Source organism: Duganella dendranthematis, from assembly GCF_012849375.1.
Taxonomy (GTDB): Bacteria; Pseudomonadota; Gammaproteobacteria; order Burkholderiales; family Burkholderiaceae_D; genus Rugamonas; species Rugamonas dendranthematis.
Genome location: NZ_CP051684.1, coordinates 1,597,230 through 1,621,382 on the forward strand (window position 1 = coordinate 1,597,230; position 24,153 = coordinate 1,621,382).

At 59.0% G+C, this 24,153-nt stretch carries 22 protein-coding genes and 1 tRNA gene; 9 read left to right on the plus strand and 14 right to left on the minus strand.

Annotated features, from left to right (window positions below; translation table 11 throughout):
- Nucleotides 1-55 precede the first annotated feature (55 nt).
- The gene (locus HH213_RS07395) at nucleotides 56-781 is read left to right on the plus strand and encodes a substrate-binding periplasmic protein (RefSeq protein ID WP_169111781.1); all 726 of its coding nucleotides are present in this window, start codon (nucleotides 56-58) and stop codon (nucleotides 779-781) included.
- A gap of 1 nt (nucleotide 782) precedes the next feature.
- Here HH213_RS07395 and HH213_RS07400 read toward each other — a convergent pair whose 3' ends face one another.
- Nucleotides 783-1,172: a gel scht gene (locus HH213_RS07400; RefSeq protein ID WP_110845294.1), complete on the minus strand. Its 390-nt coding sequence runs from the start codon at nucleotides 1,170-1,172 to the stop codon at nucleotides 783-785.
- Between the two features lie 383 nt (nucleotides 1,173-1,555).
- Between HH213_RS07400 and HH213_RS07405 the strand changes: the two genes are divergently transcribed.
- A complete protein-coding gene (locus HH213_RS07405) occupies nucleotides 1,556-3,469 on the plus strand; it encodes an AAA family ATPase (protein WP_110845295.1) in 1,914 nt (637 codons plus the stop codon).
- Between the two features lie 95 nt (nucleotides 3,470-3,564).
- Here the strand turns inward: HH213_RS07405 and HH213_RS07410 are convergent, their stop codons facing one another.
- Both HH213_RS07410 and HH213_RS07415 read right to left on the minus strand, forming a co-directional pair.
- The gene (locus HH213_RS07410; RefSeq protein ID WP_169111783.1) at nucleotides 3,565-3,948 is read right to left on the minus strand and encodes a hypothetical protein; all 384 of its coding nucleotides are present in this window, start codon (nucleotides 3,946-3,948) and stop codon (nucleotides 3,565-3,567) included.
- 64 nt (nucleotides 3,949-4,012) lie between these two features.
- Complete coding sequence (locus tag HH213_RS07415; RefSeq protein WP_169111785.1) at nucleotides 4,013-5,974, minus strand: amino acid permease; 1,962 nt, start codon at nucleotides 5,972-5,974, stop codon at nucleotides 4,013-4,015.
- Between the two features lie 155 nt (nucleotides 5,975-6,129).
- On the opposite strand from HH213_RS07415, the gene HH213_RS07420 reads away from it, so the two are divergent.
- Nucleotides 6,130-6,214, plus strand: a tRNA-Leu gene (locus HH213_RS07420).
- A gap of 219 nt (nucleotides 6,215-6,433) precedes the next feature.
- Nucleotides 6,434-7,366: a tyrosine-type recombinase/integrase gene (locus HH213_RS07425; protein WP_169111787.1), complete on the plus strand. Its 933-nt coding sequence runs from the start codon at nucleotides 6,434-6,436 to the stop codon at nucleotides 7,364-7,366.
- Here the strand turns inward: HH213_RS07425 and HH213_RS07430 are convergent.
- Nucleotides 7,310-9,124, minus strand: a complete 1,815-nt coding sequence (locus tag HH213_RS07430; RefSeq protein WP_217363497.1) for an AIPR family protein — start codon at nucleotides 9,122-9,124, stop codon at nucleotides 7,310-7,312. The genes HH213_RS07425 and HH213_RS07430 overlap by 57 nt on opposite strands.
- Before the next feature lie 163 nt (nucleotides 9,125-9,287).
- Between HH213_RS07430 and HH213_RS07435 the strand changes: the two genes are divergently transcribed.
- On the plus strand, nucleotides 9,288-9,854 hold the full coding sequence (locus tag HH213_RS07435; RefSeq protein ID WP_169111789.1) for a recombinase family protein: 567 nt from the start codon (nucleotides 9,288-9,290) through the stop codon (nucleotides 9,852-9,854).
- A 5-nt stretch (nucleotides 9,855-9,859) separates the two neighbouring features.
- Here HH213_RS07435 and HH213_RS07440 read toward each other — a convergent pair whose 3' ends face one another.
- A complete protein-coding gene (locus tag HH213_RS07440) occupies nucleotides 9,860-10,858 on the minus strand; it encodes an HNH endonuclease (protein ID WP_169111791.1) in 999 nt (332 codons plus the stop codon).
- 16 nt (nucleotides 10,859-10,874) lie between these two features.
- On the opposite strand from HH213_RS07440, the gene HH213_RS07445 reads away from it, so the two are divergent.
- Nucleotides 10,875-11,120, plus strand: coding sequence for a type II toxin-antitoxin system Phd/YefM family antitoxin (locus HH213_RS07445; RefSeq protein WP_169111793.1), 246 nt, complete (start codon nucleotides 10,875-10,877; stop codon nucleotides 11,118-11,120).
- Nucleotides 11,121-11,447: 327 nt separating this feature from the next.
- Here HH213_RS07445 and HH213_RS07450 read toward each other — a convergent pair whose 3' ends face one another.
- The 3 genes from HH213_RS07450 to HH213_RS30655 form a co-directional block, all read right to left on the minus strand.
- Complete coding sequence (locus tag HH213_RS07450) at nucleotides 11,448-12,215, minus strand: ADP-ribosylglycohydrolase family protein (RefSeq protein WP_169111795.1); 768 nt, start codon at nucleotides 12,213-12,215, stop codon at nucleotides 11,448-11,450.
- Between the two features lie 511 nt (nucleotides 12,216-12,726).
- Nucleotides 12,727-13,167, minus strand: a complete 441-nt coding sequence (locus HH213_RS07455) for an STY0301 family protein (RefSeq protein ID WP_169111797.1) — start codon at nucleotides 13,165-13,167, stop codon at nucleotides 12,727-12,729.
- 11 nt (nucleotides 13,168-13,178) lie between these two features.
- Nucleotides 13,179-13,274 (minus strand): BPSL0067 family protein, encoded by a 96-nt coding sequence (locus HH213_RS30655; RefSeq protein ID WP_371875710.1) that lies wholly within the window; start codon nucleotides 13,272-13,274, stop codon nucleotides 13,179-13,181.
- 359 nt (nucleotides 13,275-13,633) lie between these two features.
- Between HH213_RS30655 and HH213_RS07465 the strand changes: the two genes are divergently transcribed.
- Both HH213_RS07465 and HH213_RS07470 read left to right on the plus strand, forming a co-directional pair.
- On the plus strand, nucleotides 13,634-14,614 hold the full coding sequence (locus HH213_RS07465; protein WP_169111801.1) for an NAD(P)H-quinone oxidoreductase: 981 nt from the start codon (nucleotides 13,634-13,636) through the stop codon (nucleotides 14,612-14,614).
- A 112-nt stretch (nucleotides 14,615-14,726) separates the two neighbouring features.
- Complete coding sequence (locus tag HH213_RS07470; protein WP_110845300.1) at nucleotides 14,727-15,188, plus strand: glycine zipper 2TM domain-containing protein; 462 nt, start codon at nucleotides 14,727-14,729, stop codon at nucleotides 15,186-15,188.
- A 32-nt stretch (nucleotides 15,189-15,220) separates the two neighbouring features.
- On the opposite strand, the gene HH213_RS07475 is transcribed toward HH213_RS07470, so the two are convergent.
- The 3 genes from HH213_RS07475 to HH213_RS07485 are packed head-to-tail and all read right to left on the minus strand — an operon-like array spanning nucleotide 15,221 to nucleotide 16,965.
- Entirely contained in the window at nucleotides 15,221-15,775 is a 555-nt protein-coding gene (locus tag HH213_RS07475; RefSeq protein ID WP_169111803.1) for a VOC family protein, read from the minus strand.
- A 12-nt stretch (nucleotides 15,776-15,787) separates the two neighbouring features.
- The gene (locus HH213_RS07480; protein ID WP_169111805.1) at nucleotides 15,788-16,213 is read right to left on the minus strand and encodes a nuclear transport factor 2 family protein; all 426 of its coding nucleotides are present in this window, start codon (nucleotides 16,211-16,213) and stop codon (nucleotides 15,788-15,790) included.
- A gap of 2 nt (nucleotides 16,214-16,215) precedes the next feature.
- Nucleotides 16,216-16,965, minus strand: a complete 750-nt coding sequence (locus HH213_RS07485; RefSeq protein WP_169111807.1) for an SDR family NAD(P)-dependent oxidoreductase — start codon at nucleotides 16,963-16,965, stop codon at nucleotides 16,216-16,218.
- Between the two features lie 104 nt (nucleotides 16,966-17,069).
- Between HH213_RS07485 and HH213_RS07490 the strand changes: the two genes are divergently transcribed.
- Nucleotides 17,070-17,969, plus strand: coding sequence for a LysR family transcriptional regulator (locus HH213_RS07490; RefSeq protein ID WP_110845303.1), 900 nt, complete (start codon nucleotides 17,070-17,072; stop codon nucleotides 17,967-17,969).
- A gap of 10 nt (nucleotides 17,970-17,979) precedes the next feature.
- On the opposite strand, the gene HH213_RS07495 is transcribed toward HH213_RS07490, so the two are convergent.
- The 3 genes from HH213_RS07495 to HH213_RS07505 all read right to left on the minus strand — a co-directional run bounded on the left by HH213_RS07495 (nucleotide 17,980) and on the right by HH213_RS07505 (nucleotide 24,142).
- Nucleotides 17,980-19,332, minus strand: coding sequence for an enolase C-terminal domain-like protein (locus tag HH213_RS07495; RefSeq protein WP_110845304.1), 1,353 nt, complete (start codon nucleotides 19,330-19,332; stop codon nucleotides 17,980-17,982).
- Between the two features lie 25 nt (nucleotides 19,333-19,357).
- A complete protein-coding gene (locus tag HH213_RS07500) occupies nucleotides 19,358-20,989 on the minus strand; it encodes a GH35 family beta-galactosidase (protein WP_169111809.1) in 1,632 nt (543 codons plus the stop codon).
- Nucleotides 20,990-21,064: 75 nt separating this feature from the next.
- Complete coding sequence (locus HH213_RS07505; protein ID WP_169111811.1) at nucleotides 21,065-24,142, minus strand: TonB-dependent receptor; 3,078 nt, start codon at nucleotides 24,140-24,142, stop codon at nucleotides 21,065-21,067.
- Between the last annotated feature and the right edge of the window lie 11 nt (nucleotides 24,143-24,153).

Sequence of the window (24,153 nt, forward strand, 5' to 3'; positions counted from 1 at the left end):
TGTTGTCGCTGGGATAGCATTGCTGCTATGCTTTTTGGTAGAAAGCGGCCAGCCCATGCGATTTATTTTCCTGACATTATTTCTGCTGGCGACTTCACTGCCCGGGGCTGCGGCCCCGCTGCACATCACCACGGAACATTCACCGCCCTCCAGCATGCGCGATGCGAGCGGTGCCATTGTCGGTCGCGCCACCGACAAGATCCGCGCGCTGATGGCGCGCACCGGCACCGAATACCGCATCGAGCAACTGCCGTGGAAGCGCGCCTTCATGATGGCGCAGACGCAGCAGCAGACCTGCGTCTATTCGACCTCGCGCACGCCGGAGCGCGAAGCGCTGTTCAAATGGATAGGTCCTACCGACGAGGCCGAATGGCAACTCTGGGGCCGCGCCGACCATCCCTTTACGCTCAACACCATCGACGACGCGCGCAAGCTGCGCATCGGCACCGCGATCGGCGATGCGCGCGACGAGTATCTGCGCAGCCGCGGCTTCAACGTCGACGCCGTCAGCAGTGACCTGGTCAACCCGCAGAAGCTGCTGCTCAACCGCATTGACTTATGGGCGGTGGCGATTCGCAACGGCGCCTCCATGCCCGGCCCGTACGACTGGTCCGGCAAGGTGGTGCCGCTGATGGTGTTCCATCGCGTGCAGGTCTACCTGGCGTGCAATCTTTCGGTGCCGGACCAGCAGGTCGAGCAACTGAATGCCGCGCTGGCGGAACTGCGCCGCGATGGCACGCTGGCGCGCATCGACCGCAAGTACGAGCACTGGCAACAGTAGCTTAGCGGCGTGCCATCATCAGGCCGTTGGCCGGGGCGTTGCGCGCCAGCGGCAACTTCTGGAAGTCGCTGATCGCCAGTTCCTCACCTTCCTCATGGAAGTCGAAACGGGCGCCGTTCTCGGTCACAAAGCTGGTGGGCGAGGTGGCGTAAATGCGCAACGGACGGCCTTTGTCCAGCGAGACGTACAACTTGGTCAGGCGGTTGTCGAAGGCAATACGTTGACCGTTTTGCAGCACATAGGTGTTGCGGAATGCGCTGAATTCGTCAGGCTGCATCTGGTATTGCTGAGCACGCGCGGCGGACACACTGACGGTGGTGTCGTCGGCGTAAGCGGCAGGCAGGGAGGACAGGGCAAGTGCGGCAACAACGCCAAGCAGGATGGTTTTCATGGTGAGCTCCGGTAAGTGAAATGAACTGCGGGAGTCACCGCTGGGGTTTGTTATTCAGCGGCGGACAGGAGCAGATTATCAAAGCCGTAAGCAAATATCCGCCGAATGCGACGAGCGGTAAAAGCGCGGGCCCCAGATGCCAAAAGCCGGGGATAAACGGCGCCCAGGCCGCTACTGTTGTGTGTTGCGGCTTTTTTCTGCGGGGATGTGATACAAACCGCGCCAGCCGGGCTATAGTGGCGCATTGAATGAGTTGCCGCACGGCAGCGAAAATTTCGATACCTTCCGGTTGCGCCTCCAGTCCGCGCACCGGTCACGGCGGCCCTGGCTGCTGCGCCCCACCCTCGCGCTCAGCCCCGGCATCATGCTCCCGATGGTGCATTATGTTCACTCTTTACAAACTTCAAACCGCGCTCCGTAAAACCACTGTCCGTGCCGCCTTGCTGGTGCTGACCCTGTCGCTGGCCCTGCTGATCGGCCTGCGCGCCGAAGTGCCGCAGGATCCCAGCCCGATCCTGCGCACGCAGGATATCGCCCAGATCACGGCGTTGCCGGCCAAGCGCGCGCAGCTGGAATATCTGCTGATCGCCGCGCCGCAGTCGGACGCGCCGCGCTATGTGTTCAAGCTGAAAAACGACAACAAGCTGTATGTGGTCAAGGTGCCGGGCACCACCCACCTGAGCCTGGAGCGCGAAGTCCTGCTGCGCAACAACCTGCCCTACGCCATCGCCCGTGACGACTACCTGGCCTCGCACAAGGCGGTGATGCAGGACGACGACGTCAGCCTGTTGGCGCGCGCCGGCGCCTTCGTCATGCGCCACCTGCTGGACATCGTGCTGGTGGTGCTGGCGCTGTTCCTGCTGAAAAATGGCCTGCCGGGCATGGGCGTCAGCGCCACCGTGCTGACGCCGGACCAGCTGGGCGGCAGCATGGACGACCTGATCGGCATGGAAGACATCAAACAGGAAGTGCTGCACCTGGAAGACATGATCCGCAACCGCGCCCAGTACAAAGAGCACGACATCGACAAGCCGTTCAACGTCATGCTGACCGGGCCGGCGGGCACCGGCAAGACCAAGCTGGCCGGCTACCTGGCCAAGAAGCTCGACATTCCGCTGATCCAGGCCTCGGCCTCGGCGCTGGAATCGGGCTACATCGGCGGCGGCTCCAAGGCGCTGCACGCGCTGCACCGCAAAGCCTGCGCGCGCGGCAAGTGCATCATCTTCCTCGACGAAGCCCAGGGCTTGTTCATGCCGCGCGGCCGCGGCGAAAAGAAATGGGAAGACGACACCGCCAACACCCTGCTGGGCCTGCTCGACGGCGTCCGCAGCGACAAGGGCGAAGGCGTGATCTGGGTGGTGGCCTCCAACTTCGACGACGCCTCGACCAGCATGGACGAAGCGATGCTGCGCCGCTTCTCGGTCAAAATCAACTTCCGCCTGCCGAACAAAACCGAGCGGCGCGAACTGCTGCGCTCCTTCCTGGCGCGCAAGGCCAACGGCTGCGTCGACTGGGAAGACTTGAACCTGGACCACGTTGCCGAGATCACCGCCAACCTCAGTCCGGCGGTGCTGCAAACCGTGGTCGAACGCGCCAGCATGCTGGCGATCCAGGAGAAGTGCATCATCAACACCGACCTGATGTTTCGGGCGTTTGAACGCGCCACCATCGGCCTGACCGACCGCGCCACCACCGCCGAGAAAACCCGCCAGCGCGAGCGCGTCGCGCTGCACGAGCTGGGCCACTTCTTCATGCAGATCGACCCGTGGCTGCGCCAGGGGCTGACGCTGGCCGAAGTGAAGGAACGCTCGCCGCTGCTGAAGATTTCCACCGAGTCGGTGTCCAAGCTGGGGGCGCTGGGTTACGTGCTGTCGGCGTCGGATGACGTGGCGCTGCGCACGCTGGAAGAACTGGAACGCGACGTGATCCAGCTGTACGGTGGCGTGGCGGCGGAAGAACTGTTCTACGGCGCGCGCGGCATCTCCGTCGGCAGCCAGAACGACATCGAAAAAGCTACCTCGATGCTGGACCTGATGGTCAACAAACTGTCGATGTACTCGCGCTCGAAGATCGACCACAGCCAGTTCAAAGACCACGAGGCCGACCTCGGCCAGGTGGAAGCCAAAGCCGACGAACTCTACAGCTACACCCTGACCGCCATCGCCGACTACCGCGACCAGATCACCGAACTGAAAGGCATCCTGATGGACCAATACGTGCTGTCGAAAGACGCCATCTTCGCGCTGCTGGAACAACAGCAGCAACGTGCAACGGCTCAGGAGGAACTTGTATGCTGAACGGCCACCACATTCTGCAGCGAACCCTGCAACAAGGAGCGCGCCGCCTGCAAACGTATTTGCAGCTGAAACTGAATCGGCGCCAGGGGCCGACGTCACGGAGTGAACAGGCGCAAGTTAAACGATAGCGCTTGCGGCGCGAGCAGAGCAAGGATAACCCACTGCAAAACCTCGACGCGCCGTACCCGCACATCCATTTTCTCGACTTTTTTCTCCAGCGCTTCAATGCGCCGCTCAAGGGCTTCGACACCTCGCTCCAGCGCCTCTACCCGCTTCTCCAGGGCTTCCACCCTGGCTGTGAGGGCATTCACGCGCTCTTCCAGGACGGCGACCTTGACGATCAGTATCGCCACGTCCTTGCGCAGATCCCGCAGCTGCTCACTATGACTATCGATCAAGCCGTCATGCTTATCCTTGACGAGCCTTTTCAGCTCATCAACTTCTTCCTCCAGCGCCTCCACCCGTGCGACCAGTTCCATGGCAGCCTCCGTGCATAAGGCGTCCATTATCCGCCCCTGCCAGCCAGGTCCCGATTGATCTACCTCATACCTTCATCGGCAAAATCACCATCTGCAAACCCTCCAGATGCAACCGGCGCTGGGCCGCCAGCGCCGCCTGGTTATGCAACAATCGCGTGAACCAATTATCGGAAGCGAAGATCAGCTTGCTGGTAAAGAAGATCGAATGCGGAAACTCCTGGCTGATCTCCTCGCACATGCGCGTCACCTCATCCACAGCATCCGTGCCAAAGCCCAGGTACGACGACGCCGCCATGCCATGGCTATGGCAAAAGTCGACAAAGAACTCCAGCGTCTGCTCGGCCTCGGCGCGCATCTGCTCCAGCGCGCCCTCGCCACCATACGCCTGGTAATCCACCGTGCGCGCATTGACGAACAAAAAATTCTTGAAGTGATTCGGGAACATCCGCAGCACCCACAGCAACGCATGCAAACCGCCGCCGCGTGAATTCCCCACGATGAACACGGCCGTCTGCTCATCCGGATTTGGCTCGACTGGCCCGGTATTCGGCCCGAACGGCTGCGACGCAAACACCTCATCCACCGAATGAATCGCCTGCTTGGTCTGACGATAATGGTTGCGGATATAAATGCACAACGCCGCAATTGCCGCGATGATCAGCGCCGTGGCCCAGCCGCCCTCGGCAAAGCGCTCCACCAGCAATATCGCCAGAATCCCCGCGCAAATCACAAAGCCCAGCGCCGACAGCAGCCAGCGCCGCTTCCAGTGCGTGCCCTTGTTGCGATTGCGCGACCAGTACAGCACCAGCCCGAACAGCGAAATCGCAAACGTCAGGAACACCGAAATCGAATACAGCACCACCAGCAAGGTCACGCTGCCGCCGGTGCCCCACAAAATCGCCAGCGCCGCCACACCCATCACCAGGATGCCGTTCTGCGTCACCAGCCGCGTCGACAGATAGCGAAACTTGTGCGGCACCCACGAATCGGCCGCCATATTCGACAGCACCGACGGTCCGCCGAGAAAACCAGTATTGGCCGCCACAAACAACAGGCCGGCCTCGAACGCCAGCACAATCACCAGCAGCATCTGATTGACCACCTCGCCGCCCAAGCCCATGCTGGCAATAATGGTCTTGAAGGTCGACGCATTCAGCGTCTCGCCCGGCACCGGCTGCGCGCCCCACAGCAGATACAGCAGGATGATCCCACCCGCCGTGAACGCCAGCGACAGGGCCATGTAAATCATCGTCACCTTGCCGGTGCGCACGCGCGGCTCGGCCAGCAGATTGACGTTGTTGGACACCGCCTCCAGCCCGGTGTAGGTGCCGCCGCCCTGCGAATACGCCAGCAACAGCATGCCCGCCACGCCGGCCCAGCCGATATGACTGGCCAGATCGGTGGTCTCCGCCATCGTGCTCGGGATCAGCTCCGGCAAATGCGAGGCGTGCGCAAAAATCCCGTACACGATCAGCACCAGGTGGGTGACCACAAAGCCGAGGAAGATCGGCAGCAGAATCTGGATCGCCTCTTTCAGGCCGCGCAGATTCATCACAATCAGCAGCCCGATGAAAAACACCTCGGCCCACAGCTTGTACGGCTGGAAGCCCAGCGGCAGGAACGACGCCAGCGCATCCACGCCGGACGCGATGGAGATCGCAATCGTCAGCACATAATCGAGGATCAGCGCGCAGCCGGAGATCAGGCCCATGTACGGCCCCACCAGCTTGGTGGCGACACGGTAGCCGCCGCCACCGGTCGGGAACAGCTCGATCACCTGGTTGTAGGCCAGCGCGATGACGAATACCGTCACCGCCGTGGCAATCGCCATGTACAGGCCGAGATGCGTATGCCCGCCCAGCGCGCGGAAGGTTTCCTCGGGACCGTAGGCCGAGGACGACAAGCCATCCGCGCCGAGGCCGACCCAGGCCAAGAAAGCCACCAGCGCCATGGAGTGGCGGGTCTCGCTCTTCAGCGGATCGAGCGGCTTGCCCAGGATTATTTCGCGAATCTTATTATTTTTCATGCGTCTCGGCGCCGGCGGGACCGGCAAAGTCTGGCGGTAGGCGCGATGATACCCGCTTCGGATGACGGAAAACTTATTGAAATATAAAAATTATGGTGCAGGCTTGCGGCAGGGATGCAAATCGGTGATAATGCGGGTCGCATTGCTACACACCTGCCTCGGTGGTGGAATTGGTAGACGCAGCGGACTCAAAATCCGCCGCCGCAAGGCGTGCCGGTTCGATTCCGGCCCGGGGCACCAAGAACATGAATCAACTCGTCGCAAAACATCTCAAAACCCGCATGTCTTCAAGGCAGAGCGGGTTTTTTGTTATGTTTTGGCGTCTCATCAAATCTCATCCCATCGCCTCACGTTGGCGGTACCTACGGCGGTACCGCGCGTGGCTTCAGTAAAAGTACCGCCACTTCGGTTGGTACCGCATCTCGCTCTGGAGAACAACAACAGATAAGGATGAGATTTATGGCATTGACCGATACATTCGTTCGTCAAGTAAAAGCCACCGGCTCCGGTATTCAAAAATACAGGGACGGTGAAGGTATGTACCTGCTGGTCAAACCAGCAGGTAAATACTGGCGCTTCGACTACCGCTTCAACGGCACCCGCAAAACCACCGCATTCGGCACCTACCCAGAGGTGAGCTTGGCCAAGGCGCGGCAACGCAGGCAAGAGGCACGGGCATTGCTGGCGGACGGCATTGATCCTTCTGCCGCCAAACGAGAGAAACGGCAAGAAAGCCTTCTTCTGGAGCGCCAAACTTTCACCGCCATCGCCAACGAATGGCTGGAGAAGACCAAGGCACAACGCGCTGAAACCACGCAGGAAAAAGTACGGGGCTGGCTCAACAGGAACGTAATGCCATATATCGGCAGCATGCCCATTGCCCAGATCAAGCCACGCGACGTTCTGCTCGCTGTGCAAAGGCTGGAGGCTAGGGGCGCAATCGAGTCTGCGCACCGGGTAAAGCAACTGTGCGGCCAAGTCTTCCGTTATGCAGTCGCAGCAGGAATGGCAGAGCGCGACGTCACGGCCGACCTGCGGGGCGCGCTGGCAGCAATCCCGCAAAATCACTTCGCAGCGATCATCGAGCCACATGAGGTGGCGAAGCTCCTGCGCGCAATCCACGGCTACGCCGGCCATCCATACGCTACCGCCGCATTAAAACTGTCCCCGCTCTTCTTTGTGCGGCCGGGCGAGCTGCGGAGTGCTGAGTGGCGCGAGATCGACCTCGCAAAGTGCAACCAAATATTCCTCAATCCGATCTTGGTTGGATCGTTTCCATTAGGCAATTTTTTGAGAAAGAAGCCCTCATACGGCTATCTTATTAATAGTCTTAGCCTATACAAGCTGTGCAGCCGCAGCAGTGAGGTCAGCGGTAAATTTTGCCCGCTTTAGTGCGTCATCCGTTGGCATGCCAATTTTATCAATCGCTTCCTGACATTTAGCAAACACTGCCACATACAACTTGTCTTCTGAGTTAAGGACTTCAACGAGCCGCGTGGCGTAAGCCGTAGCTTTGTTTGCGCCAGCAAGAGGGACGTCCATCTTTTCGTGTACGAACCACTTAAATAACTGAATGATATGCCAGCGCATCTTTAAATAATTGTGGGCATTGTTTTTCCGCCCATTAATCAGCGTTTGATATTTATACAATGCTAAGCACGCCGCGTAATAGTACCCTTCATGGTCGTCCTCTTTAAATAGGCTATCACCACTTGCTGCAAAAATCGTATGAACATAACGCGCAGAATTATGAGGTTGATTCAGAAACATCGCAGCGTAGCACCTTGCCACCTCACGCACGTCGAAGATACGAGTCGCTTGAATTTGCGCACCTCTGAACTCGCTGAGACGTCGCTCGAAATGAATAAAGTTCTCCGGCGATACCATACCATTCTGGGCGTCAAAGAACCTACGCACATGCTTTGCCTTGTTTTTTAGGCCAAAAAAGGCTTCTTTGGAGATATCCGACTGGCTATTAGTGGCGGATATAATGTCTACAGCTGAATCATCAGTGGTTGATTCAATAAATTTTATTACCACATTGACATCTTCCGTCAAATTTACTATGTTTGCATGAAGAGTGCTGCTGGTTTGACAACCATTAATTATCTGATAGTTGGTTAAATCTATTACCTTGGTATTTGCGGCAAGCGTCAACGAAGGTGCAACAATTGTTATCCCATTATTCAGAACTGAGAATAACTTACGTTTTTCTGCACTCTCCAAGGTGCGCTGTATCTCAGAATTTACTTCATTATCTAGGCCCAAAAAGGAACGAACGTTTTCTTCAAAGACAGATTGTTTTAAATTTCCGTCCTCGTCAGAGATTAGTTGAGAAACAAATTCTTTTGCATTGACTATGCCTACGTACGATTGCGGTATCCCTGGCATCTTTGGCATGCCAAAGTAATCTATAAGTTGCAGCTTTGCTTCGTTCTTTTCGGAAAGTTCTGCAAAATATTTTAGTAATTCTGTTCTTCCTACGGGCGTCACTGTAGTGGAGTGAAAATAATCCGTCGCATGCACTGATTTTTTTATTGCCTCAAATACGCCACGGATTTCTTTTTCAGCCTTGTATGTTCCAGAGGTGCAATAGTAAATGTATGCGTTCGGCTGCCTATTCCTCACCTTTTTCAAGTTGGAGAATATAATTTGCATTATTGCAATCTGACTTTTATTAAAGTCGCCCATTGGAAGCGAAGGATCAAGAGAAAAAAACTCATCCAACCCAAGTTTGAAGTTCGCTATCTCCTCTTTTTTAAACTGTTCACCACTCTTCACTTGTGTTATCACAATATCTACAAGTAGATTAGTCTTGTGTGTGGCGAAGACTGCGTCTGCCTCCTCGACGGTTGCTATAAGGTCGCCATCAACAATAATTGCGATGCCGTCAATGGACGCATCGTCCTCAAGAGTAGTAACGCTCTGCGGATCAAAGCGCCCTAAGAAATGGCGAGAAAAAACGCAATAATTACAGAAAAATTCGAAAAGCTTGGACTCGGCTATGCCGCTGTATTCATACTCCGCTGCCATAGAAGCGACGTGATTCTTTAATATAATGTGCACAACGGACCTGTTGATGAAGGGATGATGATGCCAAGATAGCATTTTTTCCTTGGACAAACAATACGCCCGTAGTTCGCGCGGCATGGCCTTGGTTGTGGATCAAGCTAGTGAGCAGACGTAGTTAAACGACCGATTTCCAACACCTGTGAAAAGCAAAGAGTATCACTGTTAGAAAAATACCCCTTGCAATTTATAACGCACAGGAATATTCTAACAGTGTTTTCTAACACTCAAACTGGGGAATCACATGGCAACCTTTGCATATGGCCGCGTCAGCACTACCGAGCAAAGCGCCGATAATCAGCGCATCGAAATCGAGGCGGCCGGTCATTCAGTCGATTTTTGGTTTGCGGACACCATCAGCGGCAAGACTAGCGCCACGCAACGCCCACAGTTCGCTGCGCTGCTCGGTCAGATTCGGAATGGGGAAACGCTGGTGGTGGCAAAACTCGACCGCCTGGGGCGTGATGCGCAGGACGTCGGCGCCACAGTCAAGCTGCTAGCGAGCCGCAAGATTGCCGTCATCGTGCTCCAGCTAGGTACCCTTGACCTCACCTCACCCGCCGGTAAGATGATGCTAATGATGCTGGCTGCTGTAGCCGAGATGGAGCGGGATTTACTGGTGGAGCGCACGCAAGCCGGCCTGACTCGCGCAAAGAACGAGGGTAAGACTCTTGGCCGCCCTGCTAAGACCACCGCCGAACAACGTGCCAACATTACAGCAAAATACTTCGCCGGCGAGAGCGTCAGCGCGCTAGCCCGAATGTATGAAGTGTCGCGGGCAAGCATCTTAGCAATCGTAAAGCCAGCCTAAATTATTCAATTTCCGTTTTCAATTGCTATTCTCGCGCGCTCCAATGCTTCTACGATGGTGTCGGACCAACCATCCGGAAGCGTGAGCTTGATTGAGAGCAAGTAGTTGCCTGAAGTGGGATTGCCAGCCACAGTTTCAGAGAGGAAAAGTGGAATCTTTGCTGCTTCCTCAATCATAGCCCCGGTAGCTCCGACCATTAAGGGCGGGATTTCCCGAAGAACTTCTTCCACAACAATAAATCTCACGGACTCCTCCCACATGAGAGCGCTTTGGCACATCTCGCTGAAAAGCCGGCAAGCCGCTATGATTTCTACTTCACTGCCGGCGACTCCGGGCTCGCCCCAGCTGCGAGAAAACTCGGTGGTCGCTAGTTCTGCAAATGCCTTACAAATCATACGCGCTTCATCTGTTTTACTAACCATCCAGAGCATGAAGTCAGCTCTATTCATCCTGCTAGCAGGTTTAAGATAAAGACCTTTTTTGAGGGCATTCCAGCGCCGGAGAATTGGGCTTAATTCGACGCGTAGCACCTCGGCGGTCAGACTGTACTCCCAAAATGGCCCCTTTTCGATGATTATCCGTTCTGCTAGATAGCTCAGATGACCAAGCTCTTCCAGATGGCGCTTCTCATACCGTCTCCGCGACTCCGCTCCAGCCTTCCCGACTTGCCCCGAGATAACCCGTTCGTGTTCGCTCTGCCATTCGAAAAGAAGGCCGGCAGGATATTTCAAAGGGTCGTCGTCCACAAGTTTATGGCATGTGGCGCACAGCCATATGGCGTTTGTAATAGCACTGCGCTCCGTCGCGGACATATCTTTGGAGAAGCGAGCGGAGCCTGGATTCGCACCGTAAATATGTGCTGCCTCGCCGACGTTTACAGAGCTTTTAGGGTCATCAGCGGGCCCGCTTGTGATAGCGTTGCAGCTGGGGTTGGAACACCTGTTGGCCGCACGCTTAGCTAAGGTTGCGACAACAGCCTGCTTGAATCTATCGTCAGTAGCCATGTTTGGAGGTCAAAAAATGAAGATGCGTAAAGTGCCTTATGCGCAAGCGAGCGCTGAGCTGGATGCACTGCTGGACGAACTCTGCCAAAGTCACGCCCCAATTACGATCACCGCCCCAAACGGGGAAGACGTTGTTCTGATTAGGGCTGCTGATTATCACGGAATGCTTGAGACCATCTACCTATTTAGCTCACCAAAGAACAGCGCACGGTTAATCGAATCTACGAAGCAATTACAGGGCATCAGGGCTACTCATGATTAAAGCTAGTTGGTGCTAGCTGCGATATCGTGCGCGGTCGTTTGCGAGCTGTTGCAGTTTGTCAAAAATGAGGTGTAAATCGATGACGGAATAACGACGTTCGTTCTTAAACCAAGTCGCGCCGGCAGGTCGATCTACCTCAACCTCGATATAGTCCAGACCAAGCGACTTCGCAGCGTTCCCCGCATTTGTCGCATGCAACTCGATACCAGTTTGAGCTGCGAATCTCGCGACTATCTCAGCGGCTGAAATGCATTCTTCGTTTGGAGCGATTGGGCGCATTGGGTGTATGATTGGAGATTAAAGAAATGAGGGAAGGCTAGAATGCCTTCACTCTCGGATATAAAGACCATCAATGACGGCGAGCATTTCTGTTGGAATGCGAGTGCGCAGTTCTTGCATGAATACGTCAGGAATACCCCAAAGCATTTCAGCGATAGGGCCAGCGATAGCAGCTTGCGTATCCGAGTCGCCGCCCAGCGCAACGACTTTACGCATGCAGTCCTCGAACGAAGTTGACTGCAACGCGCACGTAATTGCCTCCGGCACCGATGGAATAGCCAGCTCAGAGTGAAAACAGGCGCGCTGGACTATCTCATAGGGCCGGGATAAGTCGTAACGATAGGTCTCTTCCAGTGCCGTTTTTATCTGACCCTGCGACGCCTTATTCTTTGCCATCCAGATTGCCTGCGTGGTTGCCAGGGCCGCATTCAATCCGAGATGGTGATCGTGAGTACAGGAGGTGGCCAAGGTAGCCTTTTCCAGCGCATCGTCCAAAGTCTTACCCAACATAGCCGCAGCTGAAACGCGCATCGCGCCGCCATTGCCGGCGCTGCCGTATGGCTCATCATCGGGATTGTTTAACCAGACCCAGAATATGGCGCCGTAGCCGCCGCGCTGAGGCTTGAATCGCTGCGCCCACGCTCGCATGGACGAGGCGGGGGCAGTGTTGTGCAACAGAGCATCAGCCACTGCCACGGTCATGATCGAATCATCCGTGTAGGCGCACAGCGGAGAGAATATGTCGAAGCGTTCATGCTTGATCCGGTTGAATTCCCACGGCGATCCGATAAGATCTCCAAGCAATGCTCCGTACATAGCCATCCTTGTGCAGTTTAACGAAGGGTACTAGGCTAAAGCTGGATTAGGAAAACGTCAACTATAAGCAACAAATTCAATTGTTGGTATTTTTGTTGGTACTTTCACGAGAGAAGCAAGAAAAAACGAGATTTAATGCGAGTTTCAGGTCTATATTACATTCCGGCCCGGGCACCAACAGTTGGTAAGCAAGCGCAGCATTTAAGATCAAAACCCGCCCTTCTCCTATGACGGCGGGTTTTTTATTACTCCAGTTCGTCTCCCCACCAAATCGCACACACTTTGATTTTGACGGTATTTTTTGCGGTAGCTTTGCTCGGCTACATCCGTATCCCGTCACAAACGCAGGCAGCGATGACTCTGACCGACACCTGCGTCAAACAATGCGGCACGCCCGCCAAGTGGAGCCAACCAGTAGCAGCATGTCTTCACCTTCCCAGGATGGAATCGGCCACCACAAAATCAAAAGCTGCATGTCTTTCGAACGGTGCGGCGTTTTTGGGATCTAGCATTATTTGCACTGAATCTTTATCCCATGCTGGCCAGCTTTGGCGCCTTTTCGGTAAGTAAACTTGCACTCTTGAGTTTCATCTGGCAGGCGACGAGACAAGGTTACCTGATTGCGCTCTCCATATGCGCATTGCAACCACTTCCCTTCCGGGAATGCGCCATCCAGCGCATAGGTGTATGACCACTCGTTCGCCGTGCGCGCCTCCTTGAAGTCCGTTAGATCCCCCTTCAGTTCAGGCGGTCCATACATCGGTGCAGCCGCATGCAGATACAACGGTGATGCAACATATGGCAGCCAGTCGCCCGGCACATCGATCACCTCCACAGACGCGCTCGGAATCAGTTCGGGACACTCCAGCGATTGCAGTGGCGCAGCTTTGAGCATGATTGATACGGCGAGTAAGACAAACGATGCTGGATACGCCCATGTTTTGGTGAGCATAGGAACTCCCATCACTCGATAACGTAAAACGCATCGGCGTTATCGCTTGCTCGCATGTAAGCTCCGTTTTTCGTTTTACCTCGGCACGGAATGAACCGGGATGACACCTCGGTCAAGAGCGCGGTAGCGTCAACGGCATGTTCTCCTTGTCGCCAGGCGGACGATACAGGCGTTTTCGCCTAGTGCTGGATAAGCGCCACGCATTGATGCGTTCCAACAAGCTCGGTCCCCTCCAGTTCATCGGCTTTCGTATAGATATACGGCACTTTGAGCCTCCTTGCTAAGGTAGTGAAAGATCTTTCACTCTAACCAAGGCTCTTTGGCCACATATTGAAGCGCAACAAGCAGTCGCACCATCCACCTATGCAATTCCTGCACAGCCGTTGACGAGGTTGGACGCCTTATCAGCAGCCGAGGTTTGACTTACCCTGCTCCCATTGATTACTCGGGAAGCACAGGGGCAACCATGCAAGCCATTATCTTTGACAAATTCGGCGCCGCCGACGTCCTGCACATCGGCGAAGCATCCGAGCCGGTGCTGCGTCCCAACGACCTGCTGGTGCGCACCCGCGCCGCTGGCGTCAATCGCGCCGACCTGACGCACCGGCGCGGCGGCTACGGCTGGCCGGACTTTGGCGACTCCACCATCATGGGCCTGGAAATCGCCGGCGACGTCATCGCCGTGGGCGAGCATGTGGAAGGCTATGCGGTAGGCGACCGCGTGATGGGCATTGTCGGCGGCGGCGCCTATGCCGAAGTGGCGCGCATCGACTACCGCATGGCGATGCCGATCCCCGATGGCCTGGACTATGTGCACGCTGCTGCTATTACCGAGGTATTCGTCACCGCGCATGAGGCGCTGATCCATCTCGGCAAGCTGCAACCTGGCGAGAAGGTGCTGATTCATGCCGGCTCTGGCGGCGTGGGCGGCGCGGCGGTGCAGCTGGCGCATGCCACCGGCGCGACGGTGTTCGCCACCGCGCAGGCCAGCGCGCATGAACTGGTGCGCCGCCTCGGCGCCGATCATGCTATCGATTATGTGAACGAAGACTTCGCCGAGGTGGTGGAGCGGCTGACCGAGCAGCGTGGCGTTGACCTGATCCTTGACTTTATCGGTGCGCCTTATTTTGAGCGTAACGTCAATTCGCTGGCGTTTGGCGGGCGGCTGGTCCAGATCGGCATCATGGGCGGCATCGAGAACGCCAGGATTCCGCTGGACCGCCTGCTGTATCGCCATCTGCAAATCATCGGCACGGTGATGAAGTCGCGCACGCAAGAGGTCAAACATGGCATGTCGCGCCGCTTCAAGGAGCGCTGGCTGGCGAACTTCGTAAAGGATGGTTTGACGCCGGTGATCGATAGCGTCTATCCGCTGGCGCAAGCCGGGGTGGCGCAGCAGCGCATGGAGGATGGGCTCAATGTCGGCAAGATCGTGCTGACCATGTAGGCGTCGGTAGTAACATCTGCTTACGCTGGAAACACTTTTGAGGTCAGCCGCGATCGCCCGCGCTTCGTTATACGGACAAGCGCCACGAATGGCGATCCTCAGGAGAGAAAAAATGGAACATACCGCACGCACCCGCATTCATCCGATGATGGCTTTCGCTGCCGGCTCGGTAGCCCTGGTTAGCCTGGTCGGCGCCGCGTCTATCGCCGGCCTGTTGCCAAACTCGCATGCGACGAATGCGCCGAACGATGCGCCGGTTCCCATCGCCGCAGTCGCTCCTGCTCCAGTTGCGGCGCCAGTGCAAGCCATCGCTCCCGCACCTGAGCCACGTCGCGTGGTGGAACACAAAACCATTGTTCATCATACCTATGCACCGCAGCAGGTGGCACAAGCGCCAGCGCCTGCCCCGGTAGCGCAGAACAGCGTGGTTGGCATGGGTATCGGTGCGGTGGTTGGTGGCCTGCTGGGTAATCAAGTAGGCAGCGGCAATGGCCGCAAGCTGGCGACCATCGCCGGCGCGATCGGCGGCGGTTACGCCGGTAATGAAATCGCCAAACGTAATCAGCAACAATAAAAAAATGGCCCGGTGAGAACCGGGCCATCGCATTAGTTGGCTGGATGCTTAGGATTCCACAGCTTGATCCTGGATTTCTTCTCGTAGCCTTTGCCGTTCGGGTAGCCTACTAGTTCCATCTCCGAGCCCCATGGCGACAGGAAGTGCACCCAGGTTTCGCCTTCCGTGTCGCCACTGGTCATGGTCATCGGTTCGCCGAGCACGGTAATGCCTTGCGCCTTCAAATACGCCACGCCCGCTTTCACGTCATCGGTGTAAAAGGCGATGTGCGAGGCGCCGATGTCTTCGCTCTTCGGCATGACGCTGGCGCCGGCCGGGTTCTTGTACTCAAACAGCTCGATGTTGGCGCCGGTGCCGCAGCGGACCATCGCCAGCGTCAGGCTCTCGGCGCGCGGCGTCATCGGGAACGGTCCGATATGCGTCACCGCCTCGCAGCCAAAGGTAGTGGCCAAAAATGCCTCGGCCTGTTTCAGATCCGGCACGTTGATGCCGACATGGTCGATACCCGCCGATTTGATGCCGGCCGCCTGCGCGGCGCCGCCCAGGTTCAATACGATGGCGGCAAATACCGCAGCTAAGATTTTCATGATGCGCTTCCTTTATTGTTTGTCGATGAAAACGCGCAGGCTCGCAAGCTTGCCGTCCTTGATGGTGAAGATGTCTTCACCGTGGACCTGGTTGGGATTATCCTTCGGCCCGTAGCCCCAGGTAACCCGTCCTAAGCCATGGTTCCAGGCCACCGGCGCCGGCGTGAAGACGAAGCCGGGATGGTCGGCCTGCACCCGTTGCAGCAGGCGGCGAATGTCCGCGTAGCCGGTGGCCAGGCCGCCGTAGTCCGCCACCAGCACGTCCGCGGTATAAACCTGCGGCAGCTTGGCGTCCCAATGTGCGGCGTTGCGATCGTTCCAGATGTCGAAGTGGCGGTTGATGGCCTGCTGTGCAACCGCCACCTCGTCCGTGGCCTGATCCTGTGCCTGGGCCAGCGATGCGATCAGCATGGCCCCGATAGCGATGAGCTTTTTCATGCTTACACCTGCGCCATGCCGCCGTCGACAAACAGCTCGATGCCGTTGACGAAGCTGGCCGCATCGGAGGCCAGGAAAGCCACCGCCTTGCCGATTTCTTCCGGCTCGCCCAGACGTGCCAGCGGCACTTGCGACGCCAGGAAGTCGAACAGGCCTTGACGCGCTTCATCCGGCACCAGGCCACCCAAGCCAGGGGTGCGGATCGGACCAGGGCTGACGACGTTGACGCGGATGCGGCGTTCCTTCAAGTCCATCACCCACGAGCGGGCCAGGTTGCGCACTGCGGCCTTGCTGGCGCTGTAGACGCTGAAGGCGGCCGTGCCCTGGATCGACGTGGTCGAGCCGGTCAGGATCACCGAACCCCCGTCCACCAGCAGCGGCAGCGCTTTCTGCACGGTGAACAGCACGCCGCGCACATTGGTGCCGAAGATGCGGTCGAAGTGTTCTTCGGTGATGGCGCCCAGCGGCATCATGTCGCCGCCGCCGGCGTTGGCGAACAGAATGTCCAGTTTGCCGGCGCTCTTGGCGATCTGGGCGTACACGCCATCCAGGTCGGTCAGCGACGAGGCATCGGCGCGGATGCCGGTCGCGGCGGTGCCGATGGCGGCGACGGCGGCATCCAGTTCAGCCTGGCGACGGCCGGTGATGAAGACGCGCGCGCCTTGTGCCGCCAGTTCCTGCGCGGTGGCCAAGCCGATGCCGGTGGTGCCGCCGGTGACCAGTGCGATTTTGCCGTTGAGTTGCTTGTTCATGATTTGCTCCGTTAAGTAAGTTGCGATGGATGAACTTTAACGCTGTCCCATTCATAGATAAACCGTGTAAAATTAAAATGACTATCCATGGACGGGAATAATCAATGAACCAGCTATTGGCGATACGCGCGTTTGCGCGCGTGGTGGAGGCAGGCAGTTTTACCAAGGCGGCGGATTCGCTGGACATGCCCAACGCTACCCTGAGCAAGCTGGTACAGGAGCTGGAAGCGCATCTGGCCGTGCGGCTGCTGCAGCGGACCACGCGCCGCGTGACAGTCACGCCGGAGGGTCAGCTGTACTATGAAAAGACGAATCTCATCCTGCGCAATCTGGAAGATGTCGACACCTCGTTCAACGTCGCCCGCAGCAAGCCGCGCGGGCATTTGCGGGTGGACGTGGGCGGTTCGACCGCGTCCGACGTGCTGATACCGGCGCTTCCGGATTTCATGGCGCGCTATCCGGACATCCGCGTCGACCTGGGCGTGTCGGACCGCTCGGTGGACATGGTCAGCGATAACGTCGACTGCGTGATCCGCGGCGGCGCGCTCGATAATTCATCGCTGGTGGCGCGGCCTGTAGGACAGGCGGCGATGGTCACCTGCGCCACGCCGGAATACCTCAAGCAATACGGCGTGCCGGCCTATCCCGATGAGCTGAAGAACGGCCACCGGCTGGTGGCCTATGTGCTGGCGCAGAGCGGCCGGGCGATGCCGTTCCGTTTTCTGCGCGAAGGCGAAAAGAGCGAGATCAAGGTCGAGCACCGGGTCGGCGTCAACGAGAGCAATGGCCACATGGCGGCAGGGATGGCGGGACTGGGCATTATCCAGACCTTCGCCTATGCAGCGCGGCCGGCGCTGGCGGATGGCACGCTGGTGGAGATCCTCAAGCCGTGGCGGCCAGCGCCCTACCCGTTCCACGTGGTCTATCCGCAGAACCGCCATGTGCCGCACCGCCTGCGCGTGTTCATCGACTGGCTGGTCGAGACGCTGCCCGACCGCCTGTGATGCAAAGGCCTCAGCCCATGCTCGGACGATTGGGCGAGTAGGTAAAGCCAGGCACCAGGTAGCGCATCGCCATGGCGTCGTCGCGGGCAGTGGTGGCGACCTTTTTGTACAACTCATGCGCGGCCTGGATGCGGTCCAGGTCCGGCTCGATGCCCAGGCCCGGCTTTTGCGGCACCTGCACTGCGCCGCCGACGATTTGCAGCGGCTCACGCGTCAGCCGCTCCTGACCTTCCTGCCAGATCCAGTGCGTGTCAATCGCCGTGATGTTGCCCGGCGCCGCAGCAGCAGCGTGGGTGAACATCGCCAGCGACACGTCGAAGTGGTTGTTGGAGTGCGAGCCCCACGTCAGTCCCCACTGTTCGCACAGTTGCGCCAGACGCACCGATCCCTGCATGGTCCAGAAGTGCGGATCGGCCAGCGGAATATCGACGGCACCCAGCAGATGCGAGTGCGCCATCTGGCGCCAGTCGGTAGCCACCATATTGGTAGCGGTCGGGATGCCGGTGGCGCGGCGGAATTCAGCCATGATCTCGCGGCCCGAATAACCGTTCTCCGGTCCGCACGGATCTTCCGCATAGGCCAGGATGTGGCCCTGCCCCTTGCACAGATCAATCGCTTCCTTCAGCGACCAGGCGCCGTTAGGGTCCAGCGTCACGCGCGCATCGGGAAAGCGCTTTTTGATCGCGGTGACGGCTTCCATTTCTTCGGCGCCGCGCATCACACCGCCCTTCAGCTTGAAATCCTTGAAGCCGTATTTGTCCACCGTGGCCTCGGCCAGTTCGACGATCTGCGCCGGCGTCATCGCCTCCTGATGGCGACGCGCGTACCAGCCACTGGCGCCCTCGCCGCTCAGGTAAGGCAGGTCGGTGCGGCCACGGTCGCCGATGTAGAACAGGTAGGCCAGCATTGGCACGCTGTCGCGCTGCTGGCCGGAGCCGAGCAACTCGCACACCGGCACGCCCAAGTGCTGCCCGAGCAAATCGAGCAGCGCCGCTTCCACCGCCGTCACCACATTGTCCAGGCGCAGATTGATTTCGTGCGGCTGCTTCAGCACCTCGGCTTCGGCGTCCGACGTTACCTGATGATGGCCGCCGATAGCGGCGCGGATCGCGTTCAGCGTGCGGTTGTAGCGGCCGATCTGCGTACCCACCACCAGCGGTACCGAACGTTCCAGGGCCGCCAGGATGCCGGCGCCGCCGGGCACTTCGCCAATGCCGGTATGGCCGGCGCTATCGGTCAGCAGCACCAGGTTGCGCGTGAAGTAAGGTGCGTGCGCGCCGCACAGGTTGAGCAGCATGCTGTCGTAGCCCGCCACGGGGATGACCTGCATCGCGGTGATGACTGGGCTGGTGGAATTGCTCATGATTTCTACTCCAAATAGGTTCAGTTCAGCGATAGCGGTACAGCTTTACGCGCTGTATGGTAAACGCATCGCCCGATAAGCCGATGTGGCGGCCTTGGTGCGTCTCGTCGCCGTTCATCCAGCGGCCTTGAGAATCGAGGCCTTCGATGGCTTGTTCAATGCCGACCTGCGCGCCGTCCGCGCTGCCGAAAACGATGGTCAGGCCTTTGCCTGCCACGATAAATTCATCATCGCCGGTCTGGATCACCAGGCCGCCGCGCGTCTGCACTTCGGCCGGCGTCAGCTTTTCCCACGGCGCGTTAAAGCTGACCTGCAAGGTGTAGCCGCCCATGTGCACCTGCTGCGGGGCGACGTCCACGTCACCGTCAAACGATACAGGCGCCTTGAAGCCGCGCACCTTGCCGCTGCCCTGATAGCGATTGATGGTCGGCGCCAGCTGCTTCAGCACGCGATAAGCTTGCGGCAGCGAGGACTTGCCGTCCTTGATATCGTCGATGGCGAACGGCGAGAAGCCAAAGGCGTCATGCTCGCCGATAGCGTAAAAGGCGTCGGCGCCGGCATCGGGCCGCTCGGCGTGATTGGCTTCCGGGATAAACAGCGGATTGTCCGGGCGCTTGAACTGCCTGGCCCAGTGGATAAAGTTGGGGAAGTAGGTGTCGATGGCGATGACGTCCACCGATGGCGCCCCCGGCTTCCACACGTCAAACAGATGCGGCAGCGGGCCGGCGCTTGGATATTCGCCTGGACGCTTGCCCGGCCGGTTCAGCGCCACGTTCACATACATCGGCAGCGGATAGACCGCCTTGCCGGCCGCCGTCAGCGCCTCGACAAACTGCGCGTAGTGCCAGGCCTGGAAGATCTCTTCTGTTTCGATGGTGTCGCCGAAGACCTCGGCCCAGGCGCCGCTGGCGCGCGCGCCGCGCGTTTCCCACGCGGCCTTCAGCGCCGGCTGCAAGCTGTCCATGTGCGCGGCCAGATAGGCGGTGAGCGCGGCCGGCACCGGCGCGCGCCATGCGGCATTGGCGGCAGCGCTGTAGTCGCGCACTTCCGGCAGCATGCCGATTTCATTCTCGACCTGGATCATCAGCACGGTGTGCTGGGTGTCGGTCTGCTTCAGATGCGCCAGCAGCGCGCGGAAGGCGGCCGTATCGGCGGCCAGCGTGGCCGGTGCAAACGGCGTCAGGATCTCCTGCGCCACGCCGGCGCGGGTGCGCGCACGCGGGAAGCGCTGCGTATCGGTCTTCACCCACGCCGGCGCATAGGTCGACATGGAATTCTTCCACGCGCCAAACCACAGCAGCACCAGTCGCGTGTTGTGCGCGCGCGCCTGTTTCAGCACGCCGTCCAGCACCGTGAAATCAAAGCGCCCTTCGACCGGCTCGATCTGATCCCACTCGACCGGGGCCAGCACCGTATTCAGTTCGGCCGCCTTCAGCGTCGGCCACAAGGTATTCAGGTATTCCAGGCTGGAGGCGGACGAATTATGCAGTTCGCCGCCCAGCAGCAAAAACGGTTGATCGTCGACGATCAGCTGCGTGGCGCTGCCCTGCTTGCGCAGATGCGGCGGCGTGGCGGCATTCGCCGAAGCCAGGGCATTGCCCAGCAGCGCGGCCAGCACCAGACAGGTAGCACGCAATCGGCGTGTCGAGACAGCCATGACATTCCTTAAAAAAAACCGCCCCCGAAGGGGCGGGCAAAAAGGGCCCCGCTGGAGAACCAAGGGCCCAGACGATTAAAACTTGGCGCGCAGGCCCAGCGAGTAAGTACGGCCTGGCGAGTACTGCGTAAAGTTGGCGTTACTGAACTGGAAGTAGCCGCGACGCGAGTCGTTGTTCAGGTTGACGATGTCGAAGCTCAGCGTCGGCCAGTTTTCTTTGTCGAACACCTCACCCAGGTCGACGCTCGACGAGAAGTCCAGCTGCTTGTAGTTGTCGGAGAACAGCGCGGCATTGGTGATGCCGTTCTGGTTCGCGCTGGCGGTCTGGCTGCCCTTCGAGAAGGTGTGCGACAGGCGCGCCGTGTAGCCGTGATTGTCGTAGTACACCGAGAAGTTGTTGGTACGGTTAGGTACGCCCAGCGCCACGAAGCCGGCGCCACCTTCGCCATCACCGCGCTGGGTGATGAAGGTGGCCGTCTCGTTGATGCCGAAGCCGCGAATCGGCAGGATCTTGTCGAGCGGTTGCACCCAGCCCAGCTCCAGGCCACGGATCTTCAGTTCACCCGACGCGTTGCGGGCCTGCGTCATCACCACCGTGGCCACATTTGGACCGCCGCGCGAATCGATCGCCTGCTGCTGGTTCGGAATCAGCGTGTTGTAGTTGATGCCGTAGGCGGCCAGCGCGCTGAATGGCAGCGTGATGTTCTGGTTGATGGTGAAGCCGTCCACCTTCTTCTGGAACACGGTCAGGCTGACGTAACCTTCGCGGCCGGTGTACCAGTCGATGCCCAGGTCGATGTTATCCGACAGGTAAGGCTTCAGCGCTGGATTGCCGATGGTGCCGACGTCCGCCGACACCGACGAGAAGTTCACGCCCGGACGCAGTGCGTTCGGATCGGCGCGGGTCATGCTGCGCGACAGCGCGGCGCGGGCGATCACGTCGCTGCGCAGGTTGACCGCCAGCGTGCCCGATGGCAGCGTGTTGTTGTAGGTCGTATCCTGGTAGACCCACTGGTCGATGTTGGGATACTTGCTGCCGTTGAGCGTCAGGCTGGCGTTGCGCGGATCGGTGATCGAGTTCAGCGAACCGACCGACTGCTTGGTGCGCACATAACGCAGGCCGCCGTTGTAGCGGGCCGGGAAACCGGCGAGGTCGAACTTGCCGTTGGCTTCAAAGTACAGGCCCGTGGTTTTCTCGCCGATGAACCCCGAGCTGGCGCCGGTTGACGACGCGCCGCTGGCCGGTGCGGTGTTGTAGTACTGCTGGTAGTTCGACGCTTGCGCGAAGCGGCCCCAGTCGATGATTGGACGGCCGTACGGACCAGGGATGATGTAGCTGGCCAGCGCGCTTTGTGGAATCAGCGAACCGCCGTAGGTCAGCGGCGTGGTGGCGCCTGCGGTGTAGCCGGTGCCGTAGCCTGGATACAAGCCGGCGGCGCTGGCGCCCGGCGTCGAGGCGCCGTCGCAGGTTGGCGCGCCGTTCGGGCCTTGCAGGAACACGTTAGGATTGTTGCCGCACACTGCCGCCTGCCAGGCCGCCGAGTTGTCGGTGGCGCTGATGCGGCGGGTGATATCGTCGTAGGCGATGCCGCCTTTAATGTTGAACTTGTCGTCGCCCCAGGTCAGGTCGCTATGGAAGCCCTTGGTTTCGGTCTTGCGGAACTCGTTCTGAATGTTGACGCGGCCGGTGTTCCACACATAGCTGTTCGGATTGTTCAGGTCGGTGCTGGCGACCACCGACGGGATGCCGCCATTGTTATTGTTGTAGGTCACCGTGTTGCCGCTGTTCGGCGCGGTGATCAGGTAGACCGTCGGCGCTTCGTGGCTGAAGTTACTGCGGGTGTAATTGACCTGCGCGTCCAGTTTCAGGCTCGGCGTGAGTTTCCATTCCATGCCCGGATTCAGGCCCAGCAGGCTGACCTGGTCGCGGCGGTAGCCGTGCTCGAAGAAGTTCTGGGTGTTGGCGAAGGTGCCGCCGGTGACGGTACAGCCGTCGCTGCAATCGCTCTTGTCGACCGTCATGTTCAGCGGGATCATGCCGCCGTTACGGACCGACCAGTCGTAGTCCATGCGCGTCATCTTGTCGTCGCGCTTGCTGTACATGGTGTCCAGGTAGAAGTGCAGGTTCTCGGTCGGACGGTATTCGGCGGCGAAGATCGCCGAGCCTTTGTCCTTGGTGCCGAAGTAATCCATGGTGCGGCCCAGGCGCGGCAGGATGGCGTTGTCGATCTGCTGGATGGACAGGCCCGGATTGTGCGCCAGCAACCAGGCCTGGTCGATCACCTGGCCGGTCACCAGGCCGTTGCCGGCGCCGACCGGCACCGTGGCGGGAATGGTGAAGTTGCCGCCGCCGGTGTTGTTGCGGTTGGCGGCCGGATTCTGCGCGGCCGACAGGTTGGCGTTGGTGTAGCCGACGGTTTCCCAGCCGGTGGTGTGGATCTGCTGACGCGACAGCGTCACGCCGCCCAGGATGCCCCAGTCGCCGAAGGTCTGGCTGGCCAGGAAGGCACCGCGGCCGCCGGTCTTGTCGGCGATTTGCTGCTTGGTGGCGGTGATGCTGGCGGAAATGGTGCGGCCTTCCTTGTCGAACGGCCGCGCGCTGCGCAGGTTGACCACGCCGGCGGCGCCGCCTTCGATCATCTCGGCGGTCGGGCTCTTGCTGACGGTCAGCTTGGTGAACAGGTCGGTCGGCAGCAGGTCGAGGTCGACCTCGCGGTTGGTGTTGGCGCCGTCGATCGGGCCGGACGAGGCCACGGCGATCGGCGCGCCGTTCAGCAGGATTTTGGTGAAGCTGGAGCCGAGGCCGCGAATCTGGATGGTCGAGCCTTCGCCGGTGATGTCGCGCGAAACGCCGACGCCGGGAATGCGGCTCAGCGATTCGGCGATGTTTTTGTCCGGGAATTTACCGAAGTCCTCGGCATTGATCGAGTCCTGGAAGCCGACCGCTTCCTTCTTGTCTTTCGCCGACGACAGCAGCGAGTTGCGGTAGCCGTTGACCTGCACCACGGTCATTGGCGCGTCGTCCTTGGCGGCCGGCGCGGCGGCCGGGGTGACTTCCTGGGCATATGATTGCGCAATCAAACCTGCCATAACGGTCAGGCCGAACGCCATCTGCCGGCCGGAATGCCGGACTTTTTGGTGTTTCACTAACATTTTACAGTCTC

What these genes read in the sequence shown, in the direction of transcription:
- HH213_RS07395 (WP_169111781.1), top strand. Translation starts at nt 56, where the DNA reads ATGCGATTTATTTTCCTGACATTATTTCTGCTGGCGACTTCACTGCCC.
- HH213_RS07400 (WP_110845294.1), bottom strand. Translation starts at nt 1,172, where the DNA reads ATGAAAACCATCCTGCTTGGCGTTGTTGCCGCACTTGCCCTGTCCTCC.
- HH213_RS07405 (WP_110845295.1), top strand. Translation starts at nt 1,556, where the DNA reads ATGTTCACTCTTTACAAACTTCAAACCGCGCTCCGTAAAACCACTGTC.
- HH213_RS07410 (WP_169111783.1), bottom strand. Translation starts at nt 3,948, where the DNA reads ATGGAACTGGTCGCACGGGTGGAGGCGCTGGAGGAAGAAGTTGATGAG.
- HH213_RS07415 (WP_169111785.1), bottom strand. Translation starts at nt 5,974, where the DNA reads ATGAAAAATAATAAGATTCGCGAAATAATCCTGGGCAAGCCGCTCGAT.
- HH213_RS07425 (WP_169111787.1), top strand. Translation starts at nt 6,434, where the DNA reads ATGGCATTGACCGATACATTCGTTCGTCAAGTAAAAGCCACCGGCTCC.
- HH213_RS07430 (WP_217363497.1), bottom strand. Translation starts at nt 9,124, where the DNA reads ATGCCGCGCGAACTACGGGCGTATTGTTTGTCCAAGGAAAAAATGCTA.
- HH213_RS07435 (WP_169111789.1), top strand. Translation starts at nt 9,288, where the DNA reads ATGGCAACCTTTGCATATGGCCGCGTCAGCACTACCGAGCAAAGCGCC.
- HH213_RS07440 (WP_169111791.1), bottom strand. Translation starts at nt 10,858, where the DNA reads ATGGCTACTGACGATAGATTCAAGCAGGCTGTTGTCGCAACCTTAGCT.
- HH213_RS07445 (WP_169111793.1), top strand. Translation starts at nt 10,875, where the DNA reads ATGAAGATGCGTAAAGTGCCTTATGCGCAAGCGAGCGCTGAGCTGGAT.
- HH213_RS07450 (WP_169111795.1), bottom strand. Translation starts at nt 12,215, where the DNA reads ATGTACGGAGCATTGCTTGGAGATCTTATCGGATCGCCGTGGGAATTC.
- HH213_RS07455 (WP_169111797.1), bottom strand. Translation starts at nt 13,167, where the DNA reads ATGCTCACCAAAACATGGGCGTATCCAGCATCGTTTGTCTTACTCGCC.
- HH213_RS07465 (WP_169111801.1), top strand. Translation starts at nt 13,634, where the DNA reads ATGCAAGCCATTATCTTTGACAAATTCGGCGCCGCCGACGTCCTGCAC.
- HH213_RS07470 (WP_110845300.1), top strand. Translation starts at nt 14,727, where the DNA reads ATGGAACATACCGCACGCACCCGCATTCATCCGATGATGGCTTTCGCT.
- HH213_RS07475 (WP_169111803.1), bottom strand. Translation starts at nt 15,775, where the DNA reads ATGAAAATCTTAGCTGCGGTATTTGCCGCCATCGTATTGAACCTGGGC.
- HH213_RS07480 (WP_169111805.1), bottom strand. Translation starts at nt 16,213, where the DNA reads ATGAAAAAGCTCATCGCTATCGGGGCCATGCTGATCGCATCGCTGGCC.
- HH213_RS07485 (WP_169111807.1), bottom strand. Translation starts at nt 16,965, where the DNA reads ATGAACAAGCAACTCAACGGCAAAATCGCACTGGTCACCGGCGGCACC.
- HH213_RS07490 (WP_110845303.1), top strand. Translation starts at nt 17,070, where the DNA reads ATGAACCAGCTATTGGCGATACGCGCGTTTGCGCGCGTGGTGGAGGCA.
- HH213_RS07495 (WP_110845304.1), bottom strand. Translation starts at nt 19,332, where the DNA reads ATGAGCAATTCCACCAGCCCAGTCATCACCGCGATGCAGGTCATCCCC.
- HH213_RS07500 (WP_169111809.1), bottom strand. Translation starts at nt 20,989, where the DNA reads ATGGCTGTCTCGACACGCCGATTGCGTGCTACCTGTCTGGTGCTGGCC.
- HH213_RS07505 (WP_169111811.1), bottom strand. Translation starts at nt 24,142, where the DNA reads ATGTTAGTGAAACACCAAAAAGTCCGGCATTCCGGCCGGCAGATGGCG.